General features: G+C 48.2%; 18 protein-coding genes. 1 reads left to right on the forward strand and 17 read right to left on the reverse strand.

Annotation, left to right across the window (positions count from 1 at the left end; genetic code table 11):
- Positions 1-13 precede the first annotated feature (13 nt).
- Positions 14-1,279, forward strand: coding sequence for an MFS transporter (locus A4V09_RS16045; protein ID WP_065544821.1), 1,266 nt, complete (start codon positions 14-16; stop codon positions 1,277-1,279).
- Positions 1,280-1,334: 55 nt separating this feature from the next.
- Here the strand turns inward: A4V09_RS16045 and A4V09_RS16050 are convergent, their stop codons facing one another.
- The 17 genes from A4V09_RS16050 to A4V09_RS16125 form a co-directional block, all read right to left on the reverse strand.
- Positions 1,335-2,885, reverse strand: coding sequence for a response regulator (locus A4V09_RS16050; protein WP_065543229.1), 1,551 nt, complete (start codon positions 2,883-2,885; stop codon positions 1,335-1,337).
- Positions 2,857-4,590 (reverse strand): sensor histidine kinase, encoded by a 1,734-nt coding sequence (locus tag A4V09_RS16055; RefSeq protein WP_065543230.1) that lies wholly within the window; start codon positions 4,588-4,590, stop codon positions 2,857-2,859. Before A4V09_RS16055 ends, A4V09_RS16050 begins: the two co-directional genes overlap by 29 nt.
- Before the next feature lie 361 nt (positions 4,591-4,951).
- Positions 4,952-5,626, reverse strand: coding sequence for a DUF624 domain-containing protein (locus tag A4V09_RS16060; RefSeq protein WP_065543231.1), 675 nt, complete (start codon positions 5,624-5,626; stop codon positions 4,952-4,954).
- A 101-nt stretch (positions 5,627-5,727) separates the two neighbouring features.
- On the reverse strand, positions 5,728-8,850 hold the full coding sequence (locus tag A4V09_RS16065; RefSeq protein WP_065543232.1) for an alpha-mannosidase: 3,123 nt from the start codon (positions 8,848-8,850) through the stop codon (positions 5,728-5,730).
- Positions 8,851-8,998: 148 nt separating this feature from the next.
- Positions 8,999-10,282 (reverse strand): glycoside hydrolase family 125 protein, encoded by a 1,284-nt coding sequence (locus A4V09_RS16070; RefSeq protein ID WP_065543233.1) that lies wholly within the window; start codon positions 10,280-10,282, stop codon positions 8,999-9,001.
- Positions 10,283-10,543: 261 nt separating this feature from the next.
- Positions 10,544-11,368 (reverse strand): DNA-formamidopyrimidine glycosylase family protein, encoded by an 825-nt coding sequence (locus A4V09_RS16075; RefSeq protein ID WP_065543234.1) that lies wholly within the window; start codon positions 11,366-11,368, stop codon positions 10,544-10,546.
- 15 nt (positions 11,369-11,383) lie between these two features.
- On the reverse strand, positions 11,384-11,653 hold the full coding sequence (locus A4V09_RS16080; RefSeq protein ID WP_065543235.1) for a zinc ribbon domain-containing protein: 270 nt from the start codon (positions 11,651-11,653) through the stop codon (positions 11,384-11,386).
- 56 nt (positions 11,654-11,709) lie between these two features.
- On the reverse strand, positions 11,710-12,615 hold the full coding sequence (locus A4V09_RS16085; protein WP_065543236.1) for a helix-turn-helix transcriptional regulator: 906 nt from the start codon (positions 12,613-12,615) through the stop codon (positions 11,710-11,712).
- A gap of 170 nt (positions 12,616-12,785) precedes the next feature.
- A complete protein-coding gene (locus tag A4V09_RS16090) occupies positions 12,786-13,202 on the reverse strand; it encodes a stage V sporulation protein AB (protein ID WP_065543237.1) in 417 nt (138 codons plus the stop codon).
- A gap of 1 nt (position 13,203) precedes the next feature.
- Complete coding sequence (locus A4V09_RS16095) at positions 13,204-13,818, reverse strand: stage V sporulation protein AA (RefSeq protein WP_065544822.1); 615 nt, start codon at positions 13,816-13,818, stop codon at positions 13,204-13,206.
- A gap of 126 nt (positions 13,819-13,944) precedes the next feature.
- On the reverse strand, positions 13,945-14,658 hold the full coding sequence (sigF, locus tag A4V09_RS16100) for an RNA polymerase sporulation sigma factor SigF (protein WP_065543238.1): 714 nt from the start codon (positions 14,656-14,658) through the stop codon (positions 13,945-13,947).
- A gap of 11 nt (positions 14,659-14,669) precedes the next feature.
- The gene (gene spoIIAB, locus A4V09_RS16105) at positions 14,670-15,113 is read right to left on the reverse strand and encodes an anti-sigma F factor (RefSeq protein ID WP_065543239.1); all 444 of its coding nucleotides are present in this window, start codon (positions 15,111-15,113) and stop codon (positions 14,670-14,672) included.
- A 14-nt stretch (positions 15,114-15,127) separates the two neighbouring features.
- On the reverse strand, positions 15,128-15,463 hold the full coding sequence (locus tag A4V09_RS16110; protein ID WP_104804112.1) for an STAS domain-containing protein: 336 nt from the start codon (positions 15,461-15,463) through the stop codon (positions 15,128-15,130).
- 133 nt (positions 15,464-15,596) lie between these two features.
- Complete coding sequence (locus tag A4V09_RS16115; protein WP_065543241.1) at positions 15,597-17,228, reverse strand: tetratricopeptide repeat protein; 1,632 nt, start codon at positions 17,226-17,228, stop codon at positions 15,597-15,599.
- Positions 17,229-17,239: 11 nt separating this feature from the next.
- The gene (locus tag A4V09_RS24965) at positions 17,240-17,389 is read right to left on the reverse strand and encodes a hypothetical protein (RefSeq protein WP_018597822.1); all 150 of its coding nucleotides are present in this window, start codon (positions 17,387-17,389) and stop codon (positions 17,240-17,242) included.
- Positions 17,382-18,683, reverse strand: coding sequence for a bifunctional folylpolyglutamate synthase/dihydrofolate synthase (locus A4V09_RS16120; protein ID WP_065543242.1), 1,302 nt, complete (start codon positions 18,681-18,683; stop codon positions 17,382-17,384). The genes A4V09_RS24965 and A4V09_RS16120 overlap by 8 nt, the downstream gene beginning before the upstream one ends.
- A 147-nt stretch (positions 18,684-18,830) precedes the next feature.
- Entirely contained in the window at positions 18,831-20,996 is a 2,166-nt protein-coding gene (locus A4V09_RS16125) for an LTA synthase family protein (RefSeq protein WP_065543243.1), read from the reverse strand.
- Between the last annotated feature and the right edge of the window lie 3 nt (positions 20,997-20,999).

Here is a 20,999-nt window from a genome sequence, read left to right on the forward strand (position 1 = left end):
AGAGGTATATCTCATGAAAAGATTTCACAAGCTTGAAAGTAATAAAATGGCATTCTGTCTGTTCCTGCTGTGCTGGTTTGCCTACTTCACCTCCTACATCGGACGGCTGAATTTCTCTTCCGCTATGACGGCAATGATGGAGGAACAGGTATTGGCAGGGTCCCAGGCGGGCTTCGTCAGCATGGTATATTTCTTCGCCTACGGCATTGGACAGATGTGCAACGGACTGCTGGGAGACAAGTTCCATCCCGGACGTATGATATTCACTGGACTTGCCGCTGCCGCTGCCGCCAATTTTGTCATGGGATTTGTGGATTCCTTTTTCCTCATGGCTCTGGTCTGGGGCATCAACGGCTACGCCCAGTCCATGATCTGGCCTCCCATCATCCGGATTTTTGCGGAAATGCTGCAGGAAACACAGAAAGTGCGCTACTGTATCCACATTGTCTCCTCCCAGGTGGCCGGGACGTTGGGCGCCTATCTCCTGGCCGCTGCAGTCATGTGGCTGGCAGGCTGGAAGGCTGTGTTCGGTGCCGCTGCCCTCTGCCTGGGCATTATGGCCGCTGTATGGTTCTTTGGTTTTGGCCGCATTGAGCGGTACAGTCAAGACCACGGAAAGGAAAAAGACACGGCCTCAGATACTTCCTGCACCATCTCCCCAAATACAAAGGCAGTCCCTTTCCCCTCCCTTCTGTTCAGCTCCGGCCTGCTGGCAGTGGTATTTCCGGTACTCATCCACGGAATGCTGAAAGACGGCGTAGCTACATGGGTGCCTACATTCATCAGCAAAACCTTTCTCACTTCTCCGTCTCTCTCCGTACTGGTGACAACGGTTCTCCCCGTGGTAAATCTGGTTGGCGCATATGCGGCACAGTATGTATACCGCCGGGCAGGCAGGCGGGCCATGAAAGCCGCCATTCCCTTTTTCCTGCTGGCTTCAGCGGCGCTGACCGGCATACGTCTGGGAGGCAGCCTGTCCATTGTCCTGACTGTGATACTGTTTGCACTGATCACCGCCTCCATGATGGCAGTCAACACCTTATTTGTGAACCTGCTTCCTTTGAACTATGAAAAACAGGGGCGTGTATCCACCGTATCCGGTTTTCTGAACTCTGTGGCCTATCTGGGAACCGCAGTCTCCACCTTTTCCATCGGGGTCATGGTGGACCATCTGGGATGGACCGCAACCGTGACCAGCTGGATCATAGTGACTGCTGCAGCCCTTATGGTCTGCATTCTGAAATCCCTGCGTGAAAACGCCCTGTCAAAAAACCAGTGAGAACGGGCAAGTGCTGCCGGAAAACACCCCGGCAGCACTCTTTTTTTACTGTATTCTAATATTTTTTCATTTCCCGCAGGGACGCCGGGGAAACTCCATAGCACTGTTTAAACTTCCTGTAAAAATAGCTGGTATCCGTATATCCCACTTCCTGGGCAATGTCATTTATCCTGCGGTTAGTATTCAGGATCAGATCCTTGGCAATCCCATTCTTAATGTTGCTCAGATATTGGGTAAAGGAGCACCCCACCTCTTTCTGAAAAATCTGGCCCAGATAGGATGCGTTCATATGATACTTGTATGCCAGGGTTTTAAGGCTCAGTTCCTCTTTATAATTTTTCTGCACTTCCGTCATGATCTGTTTTACCACCGGCGTATACGCGGAATTCTCTGTATGCAGATATGTGATGATCTCCGAAATCTCTGAGATAAACATAGCCTTCAGCCCAAAGATATCCTCTGCCCCATAGATTCCCTCAACCATATCAGACAGATCCTGCATATTCTTCTCTTCCAGCTTATATTCCCCTTTGATGTCCCATAAAAGCATGGCAATTTTAAGGGCAGTCTGGAACAGATTATTCACATCTGCATCCTTCCTGATATTATTGATGAACAGATCCTCAATATAATTGATCGCCCCGTCCCGGTCCTTCTGCAGGATCATTTTGCGGAGCTGAGTCTCGTCAATGGCAACGTCTTTTGAGCCACGGTTTTTAATATGGTTCTCATCCACACAGCTCCCGTACCCGTCCAGCATCCTGTACTTCTGCAGCCGCATGGCTTCCCGGTAGACCTCCGGAAGCTTTTCATAATCCGTAAAAGAAGGGCCGATGCCTATAAATGTAAATATACCCAATTCGCTTTCCAACCGGTTCTGCAAGTAGGAAAAGCGGCTGTGGATCCCACTTCTGATCTTCCTGGCAGTCTCCCCCTCCCCGCCATTCCAGGTATAATCTGTGGAGAAACATTCTATCAGAAGCAGGGTGTCAGCCTTCAGATGGATCACTCTGCACGCTTCTTCCTGCAGAATGGACAGCAGCTCTGACATATCCCCTTTCCGCATACTTCTGCTGTCAATCTTCATAACCGCTGCGGACAGAAGTTCTGCTTTTTTCACCTTGGGCAGCAGAGAGAGAAATGTCTTCCGCTCCTCCTCCCCGCTTCCTCCTTCCAGGAACTTCTGCCATCCAATGCGGTCCTCCATCTTCCTGGCATTGTCCTGGTCCATCTCCTGAAGTTTTAAGAGTGCCTTTTTTACCACTGCCTCAAGCTGTTCCTCGTCTATAGGCTTTAATATGTAATCCTCCACATCAAGCTGGATCGCTTTTCTGGCATATTCAAATTCATCATATCCTGTGAGGATCACAAACCGCACCCTCTCATTCCTGCTCCTGATCTCTTTTAAGAGGTTCAGACCGTTCATCACAGGCATCTCCACATCCGTCACCACCAGGTCCACAGGTTCCTTTTCCCAGAGGGACAACGCTTCCTTTCCGTTGTGCGCCATATGTATCACATCAAGCCCCAGCGCCTCCCAGTCTATAATGTTCCTTATTCCCTGGAGGATCAGCTCCTCATCCTCCACCAGCATTACTTTTTTCATCTGTTTCCCTCTCCTCGACTTTCACCAACAATATCACATGCATTCCCCGCGGCCTGTTTGCCTTTAAAAACACACCGCATGTATCCCCATAGGCCGCCTTCAGTCTGCGGTTGACATTGGTTATACCGATGGATTTGCGGGTATCCATCTCATTATTTTTAAGCTCCCGGTTCTTATTCTCCATATCCTCCACGGGCATACCCCTGCCATTATCCTCCACGTGGATATATAAATCGTCCCCCATGCGCCTGGCATAAATCCTGATCTCATTGTCGCTCTCCTCCATACGGATCCCATGGATAAAATAATTCTCAATAATGGGCTGCAGTATAAACTTAATGACCGGAATCCCGGAGAGTTCCGGAACGCACTCCACACTGGAACGGAACTTTCCCTGGTAGCGGTATTCAAACAATTCCAGGTATTTCTTACAGTAATGCATTTCCTGCATCAGGGTGATCACATCCGCCTCCTTCAGCTGGCTGCGGAATGTAACGGCAAGACTATACAGCATTTTTCCCACTTCCCTGTCCCCGTTGCAGATAGCCTTCATGCGGATGGCCTCCAGAGTATTGTACAGAAAATGAGGGTTGATCTGACTCTGAAGTGCCTGCATCTCCGCATTTTGCTGTTCTATCTCTGCCAGATAGCTTTTTTGGATATAAGACTCCAGCTCCTGGCACATAAGATTAAAATGGCGGGAAATCATATCCAGCTCATCCCCGTTCTCGTTCTCCGGAAGCTGTACTTTTAAATTTCCCGTCTGCACCTGGTCCATCCCCTGTATAATACCGTCCAGCCTTTTTGTAAGGCGCTTCAGATAACTGCTGATCAGAATTTCACCTGTTATGACCAGAACAGCACCGATGGCCAGTATAGCCAATATATGGACAACCGGAATGGACGCGGCTGTATGCTTATCAAGCCTGGTGGCTACTATATAATCTTCCACACTCTGGATCTGTATATAGGATTTAAGTTTCCTGCCTGCGTCCTCCTGCTGGAAATCTTCCAGAAGCAGGGAATCTTTCTCCGGATATACCTGGTTTCCGTTATTATAATACAGGTACAATTCCGCCATGGGATACTCTTCCTGAATGGCTGTGATAGTACCCGTGTCAAATGTAAAGACAATACATCCCTCTATCCTCATACTGAGAGGATCCCGGATCTCCTTCTGGAATGAATAGGAGCCGGGGGATGCCAGCCCCCCATCCAGGATCTCCTTCCTCCGCTCTCTGCCGTTGTGATCCACACGAATGTCGTTTTCCGAATAGAATACCGTTGTTTTATTATTGGTGTAACTGATAAGTTCTATTTTTTTGATATCCGGATATGCGGAATACGCATTTTCCACATAGCTGTAAATGTCCTTATTGTCCACTGTATTGGAGGAGGCATAAGTGTCCAGATGGCGTTTAAGATACTCCTCTGTTTCATACCGAAAATAATTGAGCATGTCCTGCAGTTCAGAATTATTCTGGTAGATGGCTCTGTGCAGGTAATCTGCATCTGAGCTTGCGCGGTTCACCTCCAGCACCGCCTCCCCGCACAGTTTCCCCGCATAATCCTGGTTCGTCTCCAGCATACGGGTTCTGCTGGATGAAATAAAATATAAAATGAGCACCCCTACGATCAGGATAAGAACTGCTGAGTAGCTCAGGAATAATTTGTGAAATAAATGTCTCGGGTTTTTGTTTTCCATATGTTTCCTCCTGCACATAAGTATAACATAACCATGTATGCCTGTGAAAGAAAAGAATCCGGGGAAAAGAAAAAGAGAGCTCCAAAGAACTCTCTTGGCCTCCCTATTTAATTAAACTTTCAGAGCGCATAGCTGCATGTCCTTCCCAATCCGGTTTAGACAGATCAGGAAATTTCATATTTCTGTATGTAGGCTCAAGAACTTTGCTACACCACTTCCTTCATCCATACCATTACTGATACCCACTTGTGGTTCGCTACGCTTGACGGTAAATACCCGCGGCTGGACTTGCACCAGCTAGATTAGTGCCATGCTTGGCACACTGCAAAAAAAGACACGGGAGCACCGTGTCTTTTAAAGATCATATATGATTCTCTTCCAGTGAATGCAGAACCTTCTGGTTCATAAACGTTATGAGAAACCCATACAAACTCCCCATAAATAATACCGCTGTCCCTGCCTTCAGTTCAAACAGCATCAGGATAACCCCCAGAGAAACCATACTTCCCAGAGTGCTGGCAGGCCTGGTCACCAGAAGGATCAAGGATGTCTTTACAATATCCCTGTTTTTCATCCGGTAACGGGAAGCCAGCAGGTACAGATTGGGCGTCACCACCAATGCTGCCGCAAATAAGATGACAAATAGGATCATCAGAGGAAAGATGGGGACCTGGACCGCGAAAAACTCAATGTTTATCTCAAATATCAGTATGAGGAACATATGCCCTGCTGCCAGAAGATATTTCTGCCCCCAGTCATCCATATATGCCTTCCTGAAGTCTCTCCACGCCCCCGACTCTGTCCCAAAGAGAAGCCGGTTCATGGTGTAAAACAGAGCGGAAAGGGCCGGCCCCATGGGAACCATGCACAGCAGAAACAGAGGCAGGCAGGTGCGCACCTGGGAAACTCCCACAAAGAGAAAAAACAGAAGCACCGGAAAGTTGGAAAGCAGAAACAAAATATTTGCTCCGATCACGTACCACATTTTCTCACAAAATCCCAATATTTTTTCCATCTGGAACACTTCACTAAACATTTTTCCTCCTTTATGGGTATCGCAGGCCTTATACCGCCCTCCCCCATCATAAAACGGCAGGCGGCATATTGCTGCACACTGTACGGTTTATATGCTGTCCTTTATAACGCTACCAGTATGGTCTTGATCTCATACGGATGCAGGTGAAGTTTCATCTTCCCTGCCGGTTTCTCCTCTGTAAGAGGACGCTCTCTTAAATCGCCCTCCATCCAGCGGGAATACGCAAATCCCGGTGTCACGGTTACCGTCTGGGAACTTCCCGCAAATTCATGGAAACGGAGCACAATATAGTTTCCGTCCTCGGATTTTTTCACTGCGTCTATTTCCACCTGCTCGTTGTCAAATGTGACAAAGCTTTCAAAATCCACCCTGGTCTTTCCCGCTGTTACTTTCATAGGATCATTGAGCGCACATGCTTCCTGCACGGTCTGCCCCTCCACGAAATCCCCGCCGTGAGGCAGAAGCGCGTAGGTGAAAGTGTGCATTCCCTGGTCCTGCAGATGGTCCGGCTGCAGACCGGAACGCAGAAGGGAAATGCGGATCACATTGTCCTTGATATCATGTCCGTATTTGCAGTCATTTAAAATGCTGACACCGTAATTTCTCTCGGAAAGGTCTGCAAAACGGTGGGCGACACTCTCGAATCTGGCCTGGTCCCAGCTTGTATTCCAGTGGTTCGGACGCCTTACATTGCCGTACTGCACATCATAAGTGGCATAGGTGGAGCGGATGTCAACCGGGAACGCAGCTTTTAACAACTGCTGTCTCTCATGGAAATCCACATCTGTCTTAAAGTCAATTCTCCTTGAATCGCGGTAAAGGCTCATATCCTGGGATATGGAGGACTTCATATATTTCCATTCCATATGGATCGTCAGCTTCAGAGGGCCGCACTCGGTCACCTCAAATGCTGTCATCTCAGTGATCTCCCTCATCTTCTGCTGATAGTAAATATCAATATCCCATGCATCGTTGTCAATAGGCTTATCCTCAAACATCTGCAGGACATTTCCCCGCTGTCCTTGTGCCAGGACTTCACGGGCAAAGGTCTTGTCATAGAGCCTGGTCATCTGTCCGTAATCATTCAGGGATACCAGGTAGTATGGTGTCTCAACCTCTCTTCCCCGGATCACAAAGCTGTTCTGCTCATCCCTGCCCTGATCTTTGGGATGGAAACAGATAACCTTATGTCCCATGGCCGGCACCTGTTCTGCTTTTACATAAACAGTATTTTCCCCTTTTTGTACAGGCAGAACGCAGCCTTCCTCGTCTGTAAAGTACCCGTCATCCGTGCAGGGGAGTGAAACCAATTCATCTTTCTGCCATGCGGAAGCATTCCATACCGTCCAGGTATTCTCCTGCTGCAGGGCAGTGTTCTTTGTAAAATCATCCTCCACCTGAACGGCTATGTCCTCAATTCTGGCATAGTCTTTGTGACAGTCCTCGTAAACTTCATGGATGGAAGAGCCGGGAATGATATCGTGGAACTGGTTGGTCAGGATCAGTTTCCAGCCTTTTGTGAGGCTTTCCTGCTGGGCTTTTTCAAGGTTTCCCGCCATCAGTCCCTGCATCACGGTCATCCACTCTGCGCGGCGGTACAGAAGCTCCATCTTCCTGTTCATGCGCTTGTTATAACCCTGGCTTGTGTAAGTTCCCCTGTGGTATTCCAGATATAGTTCTCCGTCCCAGGTGTTTACATACTGGTCTGTGTTCTTTACAGTGTCCTTCAGCTTTCTGAAATACTCCCCTGCTGTGGAGGTTTTCACATGGGGCAGCCCCGGAATCTTATCCAGCCTGCGTCTCTGTTCCAGCATATCACGGTTCACACCGCCGCCGCCGTCCCCGAACCCGTAGGCAATGAGCAGGTCCTTGTTCATCTCCTTCTCACTGTAGGCATCCCATACCCCCTTCACGGTCTTTGGCATCAGCTTTCCGTTGTAGGTATAGAACCAGGAGCCCGGTTCATTCCAGGGTTCCGGCGTGGTGATGAAATGGGTCAGGATTTCGCTGCCGTCGATCCCCTTCCATTTAAAGGTGTCGTGAGGCATACGGTTGAACTGGTTCCAGCTTATCTTTGTGGTCATGAACATATCAATACCGGATTTTTTAAGGATTTGGGGAAGTGCCCAGGAATAGCCGAACACATCCGGCAGCCATAGGTATTCCACATCTTTTCCGAACTCATCCTTGATAAATCTGCTTCCGATCAATATCTGGCGTGTCAGGGACTCCCCGCTTGTCAGATTGCAGTCTGCTTCCACCCACATGGCTCCGTCTGCTTCCCAGCGTCCCTCTTTCACAAGTTCTTTGATTTTTTCATAAATTTCCGGAAAATCCTCTTTCACATATTCATAAATCTGGGGCTGTGTCTGCAGGAAAATATATTCCGGAAACATTTCCATCATACGAAGCACAGTGGAGAAAGAACGGGATGCTTTCTCATGGGTATGTTTTAATCTCCACAGCCAGGCCATATCGATGTGGGTGTGCCCCACACAGTATACATTTACCAGGGAGTGTTTATCCATCCGGTCAATCTTCTCATTCAACACCCGGTCCGCCTGATGGACAGACTCATAAAATTCATCGCTTCCCGGATATGCCCAGTCAATACAGTGGCAGGCTTCGTCCAGGGCATTTCTCAGATCATAACGGACAGGATCGTTCTCATCCAGATTTTCAATGGATTCCAGCACCATGGTTCCCAGATAGTAAAAATCATCCACTTCCTCATCCAGCCAGGCCAGGTCTGCTCTCCTGATCTGATGCTCCTGCGCTGCCGGTACTCCGCCGCCCTCCAGTCCTGACCAGAGGCGGAAGGTAAGGCTTAACGCCTTCCCAAAGTATTTCTCCGGGAAAAATACTTCCTGATGGTTCACGTCCACACCCTGGAAAGGTTCCTCATTCAGGTAACACATTGACTCAAATCCACTGTTGTTTCCTGCTCCGGTATTTCCGAAGTCAAAGATACCTACCGCTCTTTTGCCGCTCCACTCTGCGGGAATACGGATCTCCCTGTGCATCCACAGATAACGGTCCCTGCCGGCCCAGCGCTCCCCTTCGCTGATCCTTCCCCAACCATCAAAGTTTATGGGAACCTGGGGATTCACTGCTTTTTGTTCATCCTCGCACATAAGGAATTCTCCTATGGAAGTTACGCCGCGGTATCTGTATTTCTTTACTTCGTCCATTCGCCTCTGTAATTTTCTATCTGTTAAAAACATAATACCTCCTGCTTCGCGCTTTTGATTATCTTTATGTCTCTATTTTACATGTTTTACGGGAAATAACAATTTTCCTTTTTCTAGGTTTCCTGTACAAATTCTAGTGCGGTTTTCAGGCGGTCGCAAGTGTCATAATTGACCGGTCTTTTTACTTTTTTACCCTGTATCCCAGATAGTCCAGCATCAGTTCGCTGTACATGGCATTTGCCCAGGAGAACCATTCTCTTGTAAAAATCTCAGGGTTATCCACAAAGACTCCCTCATGCATCATGCCTTTTCCACCGTCTGTCCCCGCAAGGCGCCTGAGCACCTGCACTTTTTCCTCTTCCCGGTCTGCGGTCAGGCCTTCCATGGCTGCGGCAATATGCCAGACATATCTGGAAGGTGTGTGGGGACTTCCGATGCCTGACAGTTTGTCCCCTTTAAAATAGTACGGATTTGCTTCACTGAGCAGAAATCTTCTTGTATTTTCCGCCACATCACGGCGCCTGGGAATGTATCCCAGATACTCCATGGATAACAGGCTGGGCACATTGGCGTCATCCATAAGATTGTACTGCCCGAATCCGTCTGTCTCGTAAGCATAAATTTCTCCAAACTCCGCAGTCCTGACAATTCCGTATGACTCGATTCCCGCTGTTATCTCCTCGCGGAGCCGCTCTGCCCGCTGTGCGGTAAGCTCTTCATGAAGGAAACTGCGGCATATCTCTGCCATATATCCCAGAATGACACAGGCAAACATATTGGAGGGAATGAGATATCCATATGTACATGCATCGTCACTTGGACGGAATCCTGACCAGATAAGACCGCACCCCTCTTTTACCAATGCACCTTTTCCCTCTCTGGACAGAGTATCTGTAAAAACGCAGTTTTTCCGCTGGAAACGGTATTCCGACCGGGACTCATGATACTGTTCCCGTTCAAATACATCCATGATAGTTTCGATCCCGGTTAAAAATGTGTTGTCAAAGTGTTCCGTATATCCGGTATTTTTCCAGAGAAGATAAGCGAGCTGTACCGGATAACACAGAGAGTCAACCTCAAATTTCATTTCCCACACCCATGGATTTTGGTCCGGAAAATCTTTTTCCCAACAGTTTCCGTTATCCGTCTCATTAAAGGCATTGGCGTAGGGTTCCTTTAAAATACAGTGAAACTGTCTCTTCACAAGGCCTGCGATGACCTGTGTCAGCTTCTCGTCCTTCCCAGCCGCCAGCAGATACGGACGGAGCTGTGCAGTGGAATCCCGCAGCCACATAGCAGGGATGTCCCCTGTGATCACGTGGGTGGTTCCGTCTTCCATCTCTTTTACTGTGGTGTTTAGTGTGTTGGTAAAGCAATTGCGGAACACCTCCGCAAGATATGGCTCCTCTTTACATTTTTGTTCTGCTTCTTTTATCAATTCTTCAATGATTTTGGGATTTTCCATTATAAAGTCCTCCTGTGGTCTTTCATGTAATTTGTTATGTGTCCATCCTATCAAAAACCAGGGGGAGTGTATAGTGAAATATCTCTTGAAATTTGTAAACTTTTCTATTCTCCACGATTGTCCGCATTTTAAATAAAGAGCCTCTGGACTTTTAAAAGCTCTCCGTCCATGAGATATAACACATTGGTAAATGATAAAACATTATTACATCATAAAAACACCCGGCAGTTCTGGCTAAACCAATAACTGCCCGGGTGTTCCCTATCTTTTCTGGCATTTCTCACAGAAATATATATTCCCGCCCATATATGCGGCTCTTTTTATCTCTCCGCCGCACCGCATGCATGGCTGATGCAGGGAGTTTTTAGAGAGCTGGGTAATATACCCGCCCTTGTTTCCCAAAAGATCACGTTCCGTATCCCTTCCCCCGCCGTCACACATCTGCTCCAGCGTACCGGTCACAGACTCGTAGAGGTTCCGGAAATCTTCCTCCTCTGCCTCCCGCATATCAAACCTGGGGTCAATTCCCGCATTCCACAGGATGTCCTGCAGAACACCATTTCCCAGACCGGGAATGCGCTGCTCTGTTGCCAGATAAGTCTTGGCCGATATCTTTTTCCCGGTATCAGGGTACAGACTTTTGAAATACTCATATGTGAATCCTTCATCCAGCGCCGTATACTTACTGATGGAGGATCGGTAATATTCTTCGTCGCACTCCCCCAGAGGATACACACCGATAAACGCATACATCTGAACCGATACCGTAAGCGCCGTGTCGTCATCAAAGGCTAAAAACAACTGATGTTTTTTCGGAAATTCTGCCTTCTCCTCATAATATCTGGGATAGGCGCCGTCTGACAGGATGATCATATAGCTCTCCGTGTCAATCTCAAGCATACCTCCCCGGTTCACGGCCTTTATAATTGACTGCCCCTGGAGCATTTCATCATACTCCTCTTTGTCCCCATGAAAAAATGCAAATTTATGGGGCGTATGTCCCGCTGTCACATAGTCAATGGTTTTTCCATGCAAGGTCTCTGTTATCTGCTTTGCTATGGTCCGGCTCTCCGGCAGTTCCAGCATAGTAGTTGTCCTCCCTTAAGCCTGTTTCCACCTCTTCAGTGTAGGGAACCAGGACTCCATCATTTTTCTGGCCTCCTCCTGGGTACCGAATGGGTTTCCGTTTTCTTCGTTGAATTTCAGGTTAAACTGAATCATATCCTCCATTGTCATATCATAGGTAAATTTGCCTTCCTTATAACAGTAACAGCAATATTCCTCATTTCTTCCCCCATCATTGCTGGTACCGAAGTCCTCCGGCTTTTCCATGGGCATACCGCAGCTCTGACAAAATTTTTTATCTTCCATATTCTATGTCCTCCTGTTTTTCTTACAGAATACACTATGTAATATGACACCCTATGTCATATATGATATAGTTTTTTTATTTTATCCGCCTCATTTTTGATCTGCTCTTTCAGCCATTCCGGCTCAAGAACGCTTGCGTCCGCTCCAAAGGATAAGATAAATCCTGTCAGCCATCTGCCCGGCGCGAATGCTGCGTTTACCACAAATCCCCCGTCTTCCAGACGTACAATATCTTCCTCCGCAAAAAAATCCAACACCTGAAACCCGGCTGCCTCCGTAAAACTCAGCTTTATGGGAATCGCTTTCCCGATCATTTTCTCCTGCTGTTCCCCGGTCTCAGCCGCCTTCCTTATAGGGAAAATCTCCTCCTCCATCTGCAGTTCCCGGATACGGTTCAGGCGGAACAGGCGAAATGCCTGTTTCTTTCTGCAGTATCCTGACACATACCAGTGTCCGCCTTTAAAACAAAGACGCACCGGCTCCACTGTTCTCCTGCTCTGGATGCCGGAGGAATTATAATATTGAAAGGTCAGCAGGTTTCGGTGCAGAATGGCAAACTTGCAGAGCTCAAAATATTCTTTTTCCTGTTTTCCTGCACCCCAGGTCTCAAAATCCACTTCCAGCCAGTCCACCGTCTGCCTGCCGAACAGCCCGGCAAGCTGAGAAAGAAGTCTGCTGCTGTCCCCTGCTCCCACAGCGTCCAGACTTTGGAGAGCCGTCATGATATGCTCCTGTTCATCCTCCCCAAGCAGAGTCTTGTCAAGCTGAAAATGCTTCATGAGCCGGATTCCGCCTCCGTGCCCCTTCTCTGTATAGACCGGTATGCCTGCAGCGGAGAGTGTATCTAAATCACGGTATATGGTGCGAACAGATACCTCCATCCTTACGGCCAGCTCTCTGGCTGTTATCTCACGGTGCTCCATTAATATGTATAATATCTCAAATAACCTGCTGTTCTTCATTTTTCCATCCCGTCTGTGCCATAACATCTCTCCCCGACACCGGCATTGCCTTAGGATACACAGATATGGAGCATTCTGCTCCATATCCCACCGGCATTCTTCCATGACAGGGTATCCCTTTCTTTTCCTCCAGTATAACACAGGCCTGATCCAGCCCACAAGATTCGTTCTCATGTCATTATGAAAAACTGAATCAGACTTGCCAATGTCTTACCTATGGCAATGGACAGGACTACCAGCCCTACACCTTTTGTAAGGCCCACCCGTCTTGCCATAATGGCAAATACATTCACCACTTCACCAAGAGCAATAATCCAGCTTCCCAGGAACATGCCGAAGAATATGCCGATAACTGCCAGTCCCCATTGCCCAAGAGGCAGGTGGAACTGATACAGATAAAAAATATTCCCGAGAAAAGTGCCCAGAATCAAAGCGTCCTCGTAGAGGAGCAGATTATGTCCTGTATGGGTAACGCCTGCATACCGCGGGATAATACCCAGTCCGATAATAAAGGCTGCCAGCGCGGTGGCCACAACCATACCGCCGCTTAAACCTATGATGGCAGCAATCAGTTCACTAAACCACATTTCAGCTCTTCTCCTTCCTGTTCTTCTTCTCTATCAGAGTTTTATCCACATCGTCCTCATAGACACGCATCTGTACCTCCATAGGAGTAGGGTCCTGTGTGATCTTTCCGTGCCCGAAATGGTTGAAGAAGAATACCACCCCAAGGCCGATTCCCAGAGAATAGGTAAACTCCAGAATGGTGTGCCCAGTGGAAATATTGCCTGTGAGCTGTTTGTAGATCTGAAAAAACAGCCCGGAAGTATCCACATCCATATTAAATGTCATAATGGAAAAAGCGCCGCCGAAAAATGTCAGAAAGCACACCAGAACCGTCTTCATCCAGCTCCAGAACACGTGTTTATGTTTCTGTGTCTCATAGGTAATGACAAAATTTGCCTCGCCGATATGGGTCACGTCCACAGTCTGCTCCTTATCCTGGATCGCATCCACCAGTTCCAGGGCTGATACCACATAACGCCCCGGCTTTCCGTCCGGTACGGTAAACACCTTTCTCACCCGGTTCCTGTTCAGCACACTTGTGCTGCTGGAGGACAGCTTCGCCACATCCTGCAGATAAACTTCCGGCTGATGTACCTCCACATTTTTCTCTGTCTGCACATATAAAATATCACTCATGTAAATATCTCCTTTGAACATAGACAGCCGGACGTAATCCTCCTGACTGCAATCACTATTACAGGGATAGTATGACATTTTCCTGTGCAAACTATTCTTAAAACAGCACACTTGCTGTGCCTTTCCTCAAAGCTTTTCCCGCAGGCAGTTCAGTATTTTTTTCTCAAGCCTTGACACCTGGACCTGGGATATGCCCAGCTCCCCCGCGATCTGGGTCTGGGTTTTCTCCTGGAAGAAACGCATATAGATCAGTTTTCTCTCCTCCGGATTCAATGTACCCAGCATTTGCTCCAGCATCATGCGGTTTAAAAGATGCTCCTGGTCATTTCTCTGTTCCTCTATTTTGTCTTCAAGGGAGATATCCGTGCCGTCTCCCTGATATATGGTCTTCTGCAGGGACTCGATCTGTGCCCCCGACTCCATTGCCATTACCAGTTCCTCTCTGGTCACTGCAATGCGCTCTGCGATCTCATCCATCTCCGGCTCTCTCCCGTTCTCTATCATCAGTTCCTCTCTGGCTGTGTAAGCCCGGCAGCATATCTCCTTTAAGGAACGGCTGACTTTCATCATACCGTCATCCCGCAAAAAACGTTTAATCTCCCCTGTGATCATGGGAACTGCATAGGTGGAAAATTTCACATCATAAGAAGTGTCGAATTTGTCGATGGCCTTCAAAAGACCAATGCTCCCTATCTGGAACAAATCCTCTGCCTCCACCCCACGGTTTAAAAAACGCCTTACAATGCTGTGTACCAGACCAATATTTTTCTCTACCAACGTATCTCTTGCTTCCTTATCTCCCTGGTGCGCACGCCCGATAAGGGCAAGGATATCCTCCATACAGCCTCCTTCTACTCAAATACCTGAATTCCGGTTCCGATTTTTTTCTTCATCCGGACGACAGTACCCTTTCCCGGCTCAGATTCCACTTCCAGCATATCCATAAATGCCTCCATGAAGGCAAAGCCCATGCCCGAGCGGTCCTGCTCCGGTTTTGTAGTGAACATGGGCTCCATGGCCTTCTCCACATTCTCAATCCCACGCCCGTGGTCAGTCACCGCCACGGTGAGTTCTCTGCCGCAGATAGTGCAGTCGATCCTGATCTTATCCGTCTCCTTCTCGTAAGCATGTACAATACAGTTTGTGATCGCCTCAGAGACAGCCGTCTTAATATCTGCCACCTCCTCAAGTGTGGGATTTAACTGGGTGGCAAACGCTGCCACCGTGATCCGTGCCAGCCCTTCGTTGCAGGAACGGCTGTCCATCTCCAATGTCATTTCATTGGTATTCTCCATATCTACCTTCCCCCTTACCTTCTTTTCTGGTGCCAGACAGCTTCCTGGCTGATTTCAATATATTTGTAGATGCCTGACAGGCGCATAATACGGTTTACCCTGTCGTTTACATGAATTGCCGACACCCTGCCCCCGCTGTAATGCAGCAGGCGGTATCTTCCCATAAGCATACCGATTCCGGAACTGTCCATAAAGGTGGTGCCGGAAAAGTCAAAGACAAGCTGGCGGACATTACCTTTTTTCAGCTCTTTGTCCACCTCATCGGTGATCTGGCTGGCAAAATGATGGTCCAGCTCCTGTGGTACATAGACCATCAGGCAGTTGCCCCTCTTTTTTAACACATCTTCCATACTCATTTCCCCTTACTCTTCCAATGTATCCCATCCGGATACTGCCGCCCGCAGAAATCTCATATTTTTCTACGGACAACAAAAGGATGTGCATACATTCATGCACACCCTTTCCTTCAAGGTTTCTCTTAGGTTATTCTTCCCCGGTGTCTTCCCGGCTATCCTGTCCGTCACCTTCATCACCGCTGTTGTCATCGCCGTTATTGTCATCCTGGTTTTCGTCACCGGTTCCGGGTTCCATACCGTCTTCCCCGCCTCCGTCCTCCTGGCCTTCATCGGGCTGATCCCCTGTATCTTCCTGAGGCTGTCCCTCATCAGCAGGTGCCTGGGAACCATCTCCGCCCCCGTCCTGCCCTGCCGAGGCTCCGGCAGGCGTTCCTCCGATGGCTGTCATGTAGTCCTTAGCGTCGCTGGCATAGCTGGTGCCCGGGAATGCGTCTATGATCTTCTGATACCATACTATGGCATTTTCGTTGTCTCCGCTCTTCTGATAAGACTGGGCCAGATAGAACATGGAGTCATAATCCGGGTCTCCGATATCCTGGGCTTTCAGCAGATTTTCAATGGCTGTTGCATAATCCTGGTTTTCATACGCTGTGATACCCGTGCTCTTATATGCGGCCTTCACCGTTTCTCCGATCTCACTCATAATCTTGTCATACATGGACTTGGCATCCACGGACAGCAGGGACGCGTCCACACTCTCCAGAGCGTTGGCTGCATTCTGATAATTCCCGCCGTTGTAGGCCTGCCAGGCCTTGATCAGATTATCATAGCTCTCAGACTTGGTATTAGCCTGGGCGATCTGCTCATTGGCTGTGTTCACAGACTGGGACGAGGCATCTATCTCCTGCTGCATCCTGTCTATCTCCGCAGCCTGGGTAGCCACCTTGTCACTGTACTCCACGATTTTCTTGTTGGCCTCATTATTGATCTTCTGGGTCTTGGCCGGAACAATAAGGAACCAGAGGGCTGATGCCCCCACAAGCAGCCCGATGATCAGGTTGATCAGCGTGTTGGTCACGGTTCTCTCCCTGTATTCCGGGGGCTGTATGATGGTGTCATTGCCTGAGTTGTATATGACACGCCCGTCCTTTTCCTGGCGGTTCTTTTCCTTTGCCTTGAATCTTGGCTCCAGGCTGGTCATTCTTCCTGTCTGGTCATCCACCTCCCGCAGAAAACGCAGTGTGGTGGTATTGGTCTTGTCTATCTTGGCAGCGATCTTCAGCTGTTTCCTGGCCTTCTCATAGGCACCTTCTTTTATATATATCAAAGAAAGCAGATGATAGCCTTTGATCAGCTTAGGATTGCTGGTAAGCACCTTCTTGAGCTGCATCTTAGCCATATCCAGATTGCCGGTCCGGCAGTATGCAAGACACTGGTTATATTTTTTGATGCTGGTGTTGATGGTGTCAAGCCTATTGGCATTGCTCTGCAGCTTGTTGATATAATCTGACGCCACATTGCCGTCCGGCATAATATTTTTGCTGATGACCCATTCACTTAAAGCGGCCACTACCTCTCCGGTCTCAAAATACACCAGCCCCAGCAGGTTCCTGGCCTGGATATTACATTTGTTCATCTTAAGGCTTCGTTTCAGGCAGGTAATTGCCCCGGACAAGTCACGGATCTGTGCCTTCTCCAGCCCCTGATTATAATAGAGATTGGACAGTGCCACTGCCTTTTTCTGGGCGGTCACATTACACCCGCACTTTGGGCAGTAAGGTGAAGTGTTGAGCTGTGCCTGGCATATCATACAATTCATCTGTCTTCTCCCTAATTCTTAGCCGTTCCATTGGTTTCTTTCAGCATTTCCTTCAAAATATCAATCACATCCGTCAAATCCTGTTTGTAGATATTGCCTTCCGCATCATCCACATCCAGGCACGGCTGAAATTTTTTCAGTTCTTCCTCGTAATTAATCATTCATTCTCCTCCTAACGTAATCCTTTATCTCCCCGGCAAGATACAAAGATCCCACAACAAACAGCAGACCGTCCCCCTTCAGGGCGTATGCCTTCTCAAAAGCCTCTCCCGAATCCGGCACTGCCAGTACATTGCTGCATCCGTTTGCTTTAAAAAGCTTTGCAAGCTCCACGGATGACTGCTTTCTGCTGCCCCATATCTCCGTTGTCACCACATTGGCAAAAGTCAGGCCGCCGCACACCCTGCGGATCATATCCGCATAGTCCTTGTCCGAAACCGTTGTAAACAGAAGGCTTATAGAATACTCTTTTTGAAAATGCCGGACTGTCCCCACAAACTGGGCAACCCCGTCCTCATTATGGGCACCGTCCACGATCACGCCCGGAAGTATAGTCTCCATTCTGCCCTGCCATCTGGTATGCTTAAGACCTGTTTCCAGAGTTTCCTTCTCTATCCTGTGGATATCCTTCAGGACACCCATTGTCTCCACTGCCAGTGAGGCATTCATCATCTGGTATTCTGCAATAAACGGGACAAACAGTTCTGTGGTCCCGTAAACACCGGAATCAAAGGTAAAACCGATTCCTTTTGGCGTATAGGACAAAAGCTTCTGGCTCCCTGCTTTCACCTCATAGCAGGGGCACCCCAGTTCCTTTGCGCGCCTGCGTATCACAGCGGCTGCTGTCTCATTGTTCGCGTCAAAGATAACCGGCACGCCTTTCTTGATAATGCCTGCCTTTTCGCCGGCTATTTTGTCTATGGTATCTCCCAGATATTCCACATGGTCCAGACTGATTGATGTGATGACACAGGCCAATGGATTCAAAATGGAGTTGGTAGCATCAAGTCTTCCCCCAAGGCCGGTCTCAAGTACAACCATATCAACATCCTCATCATCAAAGATCAGCATTCCCATGAGAAACAGGAACTCAAAATACGTGGGGTGATAATCCCCCTGCTCCACCAGGCGGTCGGACAGCTCCTTCACCCTGAGAAAAGTTTCCAGAAATTTTTCATCTGAGACCATCTGCTCATTGATCTGAAATCTCTCATTGATCTTCATCAGATGCGGGGATGTAAAAAGTCCGCATTTGTAACCGCCTTCCTCCAGCATGGTGGACAGAAAAGCACAGACGCTTCCCTTTCCGTTGGTTCCTGCCACATGGATCATCTTTCTATTCTTATGGGGACTGCCCAGCATGTCCAGGCATTTCCTGGTGTGTTCCAATTTATTTTTCTTTGTAAATTTAGGAATTTCTTCAATGTATGCTGCTGCTTCTTCATAAGTAAACAAAAACTTTTCCTTCTTTCCGTCTTTGGTAAGCCTTATGATAACTATATAGGAAAGTCACCACTTCCCTTTATAAGGATAAGGTCACTTATCATTATAATGGAGTGGTGACAATATGCAAGCAAATTATGTCGGTTCTTTTAAAAGTTTTTAATTCTGTACCGGGTTTTCCGGATCCGGCACCTCAATGTGCCCTTCACCGGAATCGGTTTTGTTCTGCTCCTGAATAGGATTCTGGGCTTCCCCGTCCCCATTGCCGACCGCATTGGGGTCGATCACATCTGCATCGTCCTTGGGGTCCTCACCCTCCAGGGGCGGAACCTCCGGGGTAAGAGGTTCCACAGGCACCTTGTAGATAATGGTATCTGTTCTGGTGAGCACCTTACGGGTGGAGCTGTTGCTTCGGATCGCCACATCCACCTCATCTCCGTCTTTTAGTTCCACATCATTGAGCAGAAGGGTTGTTGGGCTGATATATGTGGCGTCCAGAAGTTCTCCGTTCACCTCCACATACGCGGACTGCGTGAAGTTCTCCCCGGTTATATAATACCTGCCGTCAGAAATCTTCTCTATTTTTTCAAGCACAGCATCTTTTACACCCAGACGCATCTCTGTCCGCTCAAAAGGATTCTCCCCATCGTAGACATACTGCTTTCCATACAGGATATCATACTGGAGCGTCTCCAGATCCACCTGATAATTTTTCGTCTGGCGTCTGGCCTGATGGAAACGGAATATATTTCCCTCATGGATTCCCACACGGTCCATAACCTCTGCTGCCATCTGGTAGGCTGCCACATTGGCATCCTTTTTTTCAAGGCCCATATTGTCCCAGATCACATACTCTGTCTGGAACAGATAACGGTTCTTTACATCCTTCACTTTCAGACCCATGGTGGGAAGATGGTCTCCGTACATGACAAGCACTACATCCTCATCATATTGAGAGAGGGTTTCCGTAAGTTCTTTGACAAACTGGTCCATCTCATATATCTGGTTGCAGTAATACTCCCATTTATTATTCACAGCCTCCGACTCTCCGCCGGTCACGGTGATCTTTGGGTCATCAATCATGGGTTCCTCCGGATAATCCCCGTGTCCCTGCACAGATATGGTGTAAATATAATCCGGGTCATCTGAAGATTCCAACGATTCCATAATATATTTTGTCAGATTCCTGTCCCGCATCCAGTCATTGGGATTGGTGTCATCCTGCTCTGCCATATATTCCTCTGAGGTAAAGGTGTCAAATCCCAGATTGGCGAAGACATTCTTCCTGCCGTAAAAGTTTGCCTCATTGTTGTGTATGGCGTGGGTGCTGTATCCGAGGTTTTTCAGCACATATGGCGCACTTTCGCAGGTTGTCTCCTTCAAAATACTCTTGTAAGGGTACTCACCCGGCCCAAAATAGCGCAGGCTCATACCGGTAATGGATTCAAACTCCGTGTTGGCTGTTCCGGCACCCACACTGGGTACTTTGTAGTAGCCGGAGGAATATTCCTTCATCAGTTTCCTGAAAGTGGGAATGGGGTCCTCAGAGATATGCAGGAAATTCACAAGTGTGGGGTCAAAGAAAGATTCGAGCTGCAGGAAAATAATGTTGGGGCGTTTCTCCCCTGTCTCAGCCAGACCGCTCTCACTTTTCTCTATTTTATTGATGGAGGCCTCCGAATAATCCCTTGGGCAGCTGATACCTGTGTTGAAAATAGTGGTGGCCAGACAATAGGGATACCCATAATCTTCATAAGCAAATGCGATATTTCCGAAATAGTTGGACAGCACTCTCTTTTCCAGTGCCAGCTTGGTGGTTCCCGCAAAGGCCAGCACCCCTGCAAGCACAAGGGGAATATTCAGCTTGTAAGTCATTTTTCCCTGATATTTCGGTCCCTTCAAAAACAGAAATACCAGGCCAATGAGGGCCGCCACTGCCAGAATGATCACGATCACAAAAAAGACCGGTGATAAATATTTGTTGGCGATCTTAAACGCATCCGTGAGCAGATGCAGGTCCGGCCCGGTAAACGGTGTGACACGATTCGCCAGCAGCACACCGTTGATGATTCCCAGGACCAGCCAGAAGATTGCCAGGAGGGTCCTCAAAAAAACCCTCCGGCGCACCAGATAAACTATCAGCGTGGTAGTAAAGATCAGAAAGGAATTGTACAGAAACACCAGGGGCCTCTCCGTCATATAGGTATATGCCTCGCCGACGGAATGCCTGGAGATTGCTTCTATGACAAAATACCCCATCATGACCACTACCATCTGAATCGGCAGAGAAAGCAGATTCAGATATTTTAACCACTTCTCATTCATATA

The organism is Blautia pseudococcoides, from assembly GCF_001689125.2.
Classification (GTDB): domain Bacteria; phylum Bacillota; class Clostridia; order Lachnospirales; family Lachnospiraceae; genus Blautia; species Blautia pseudococcoides.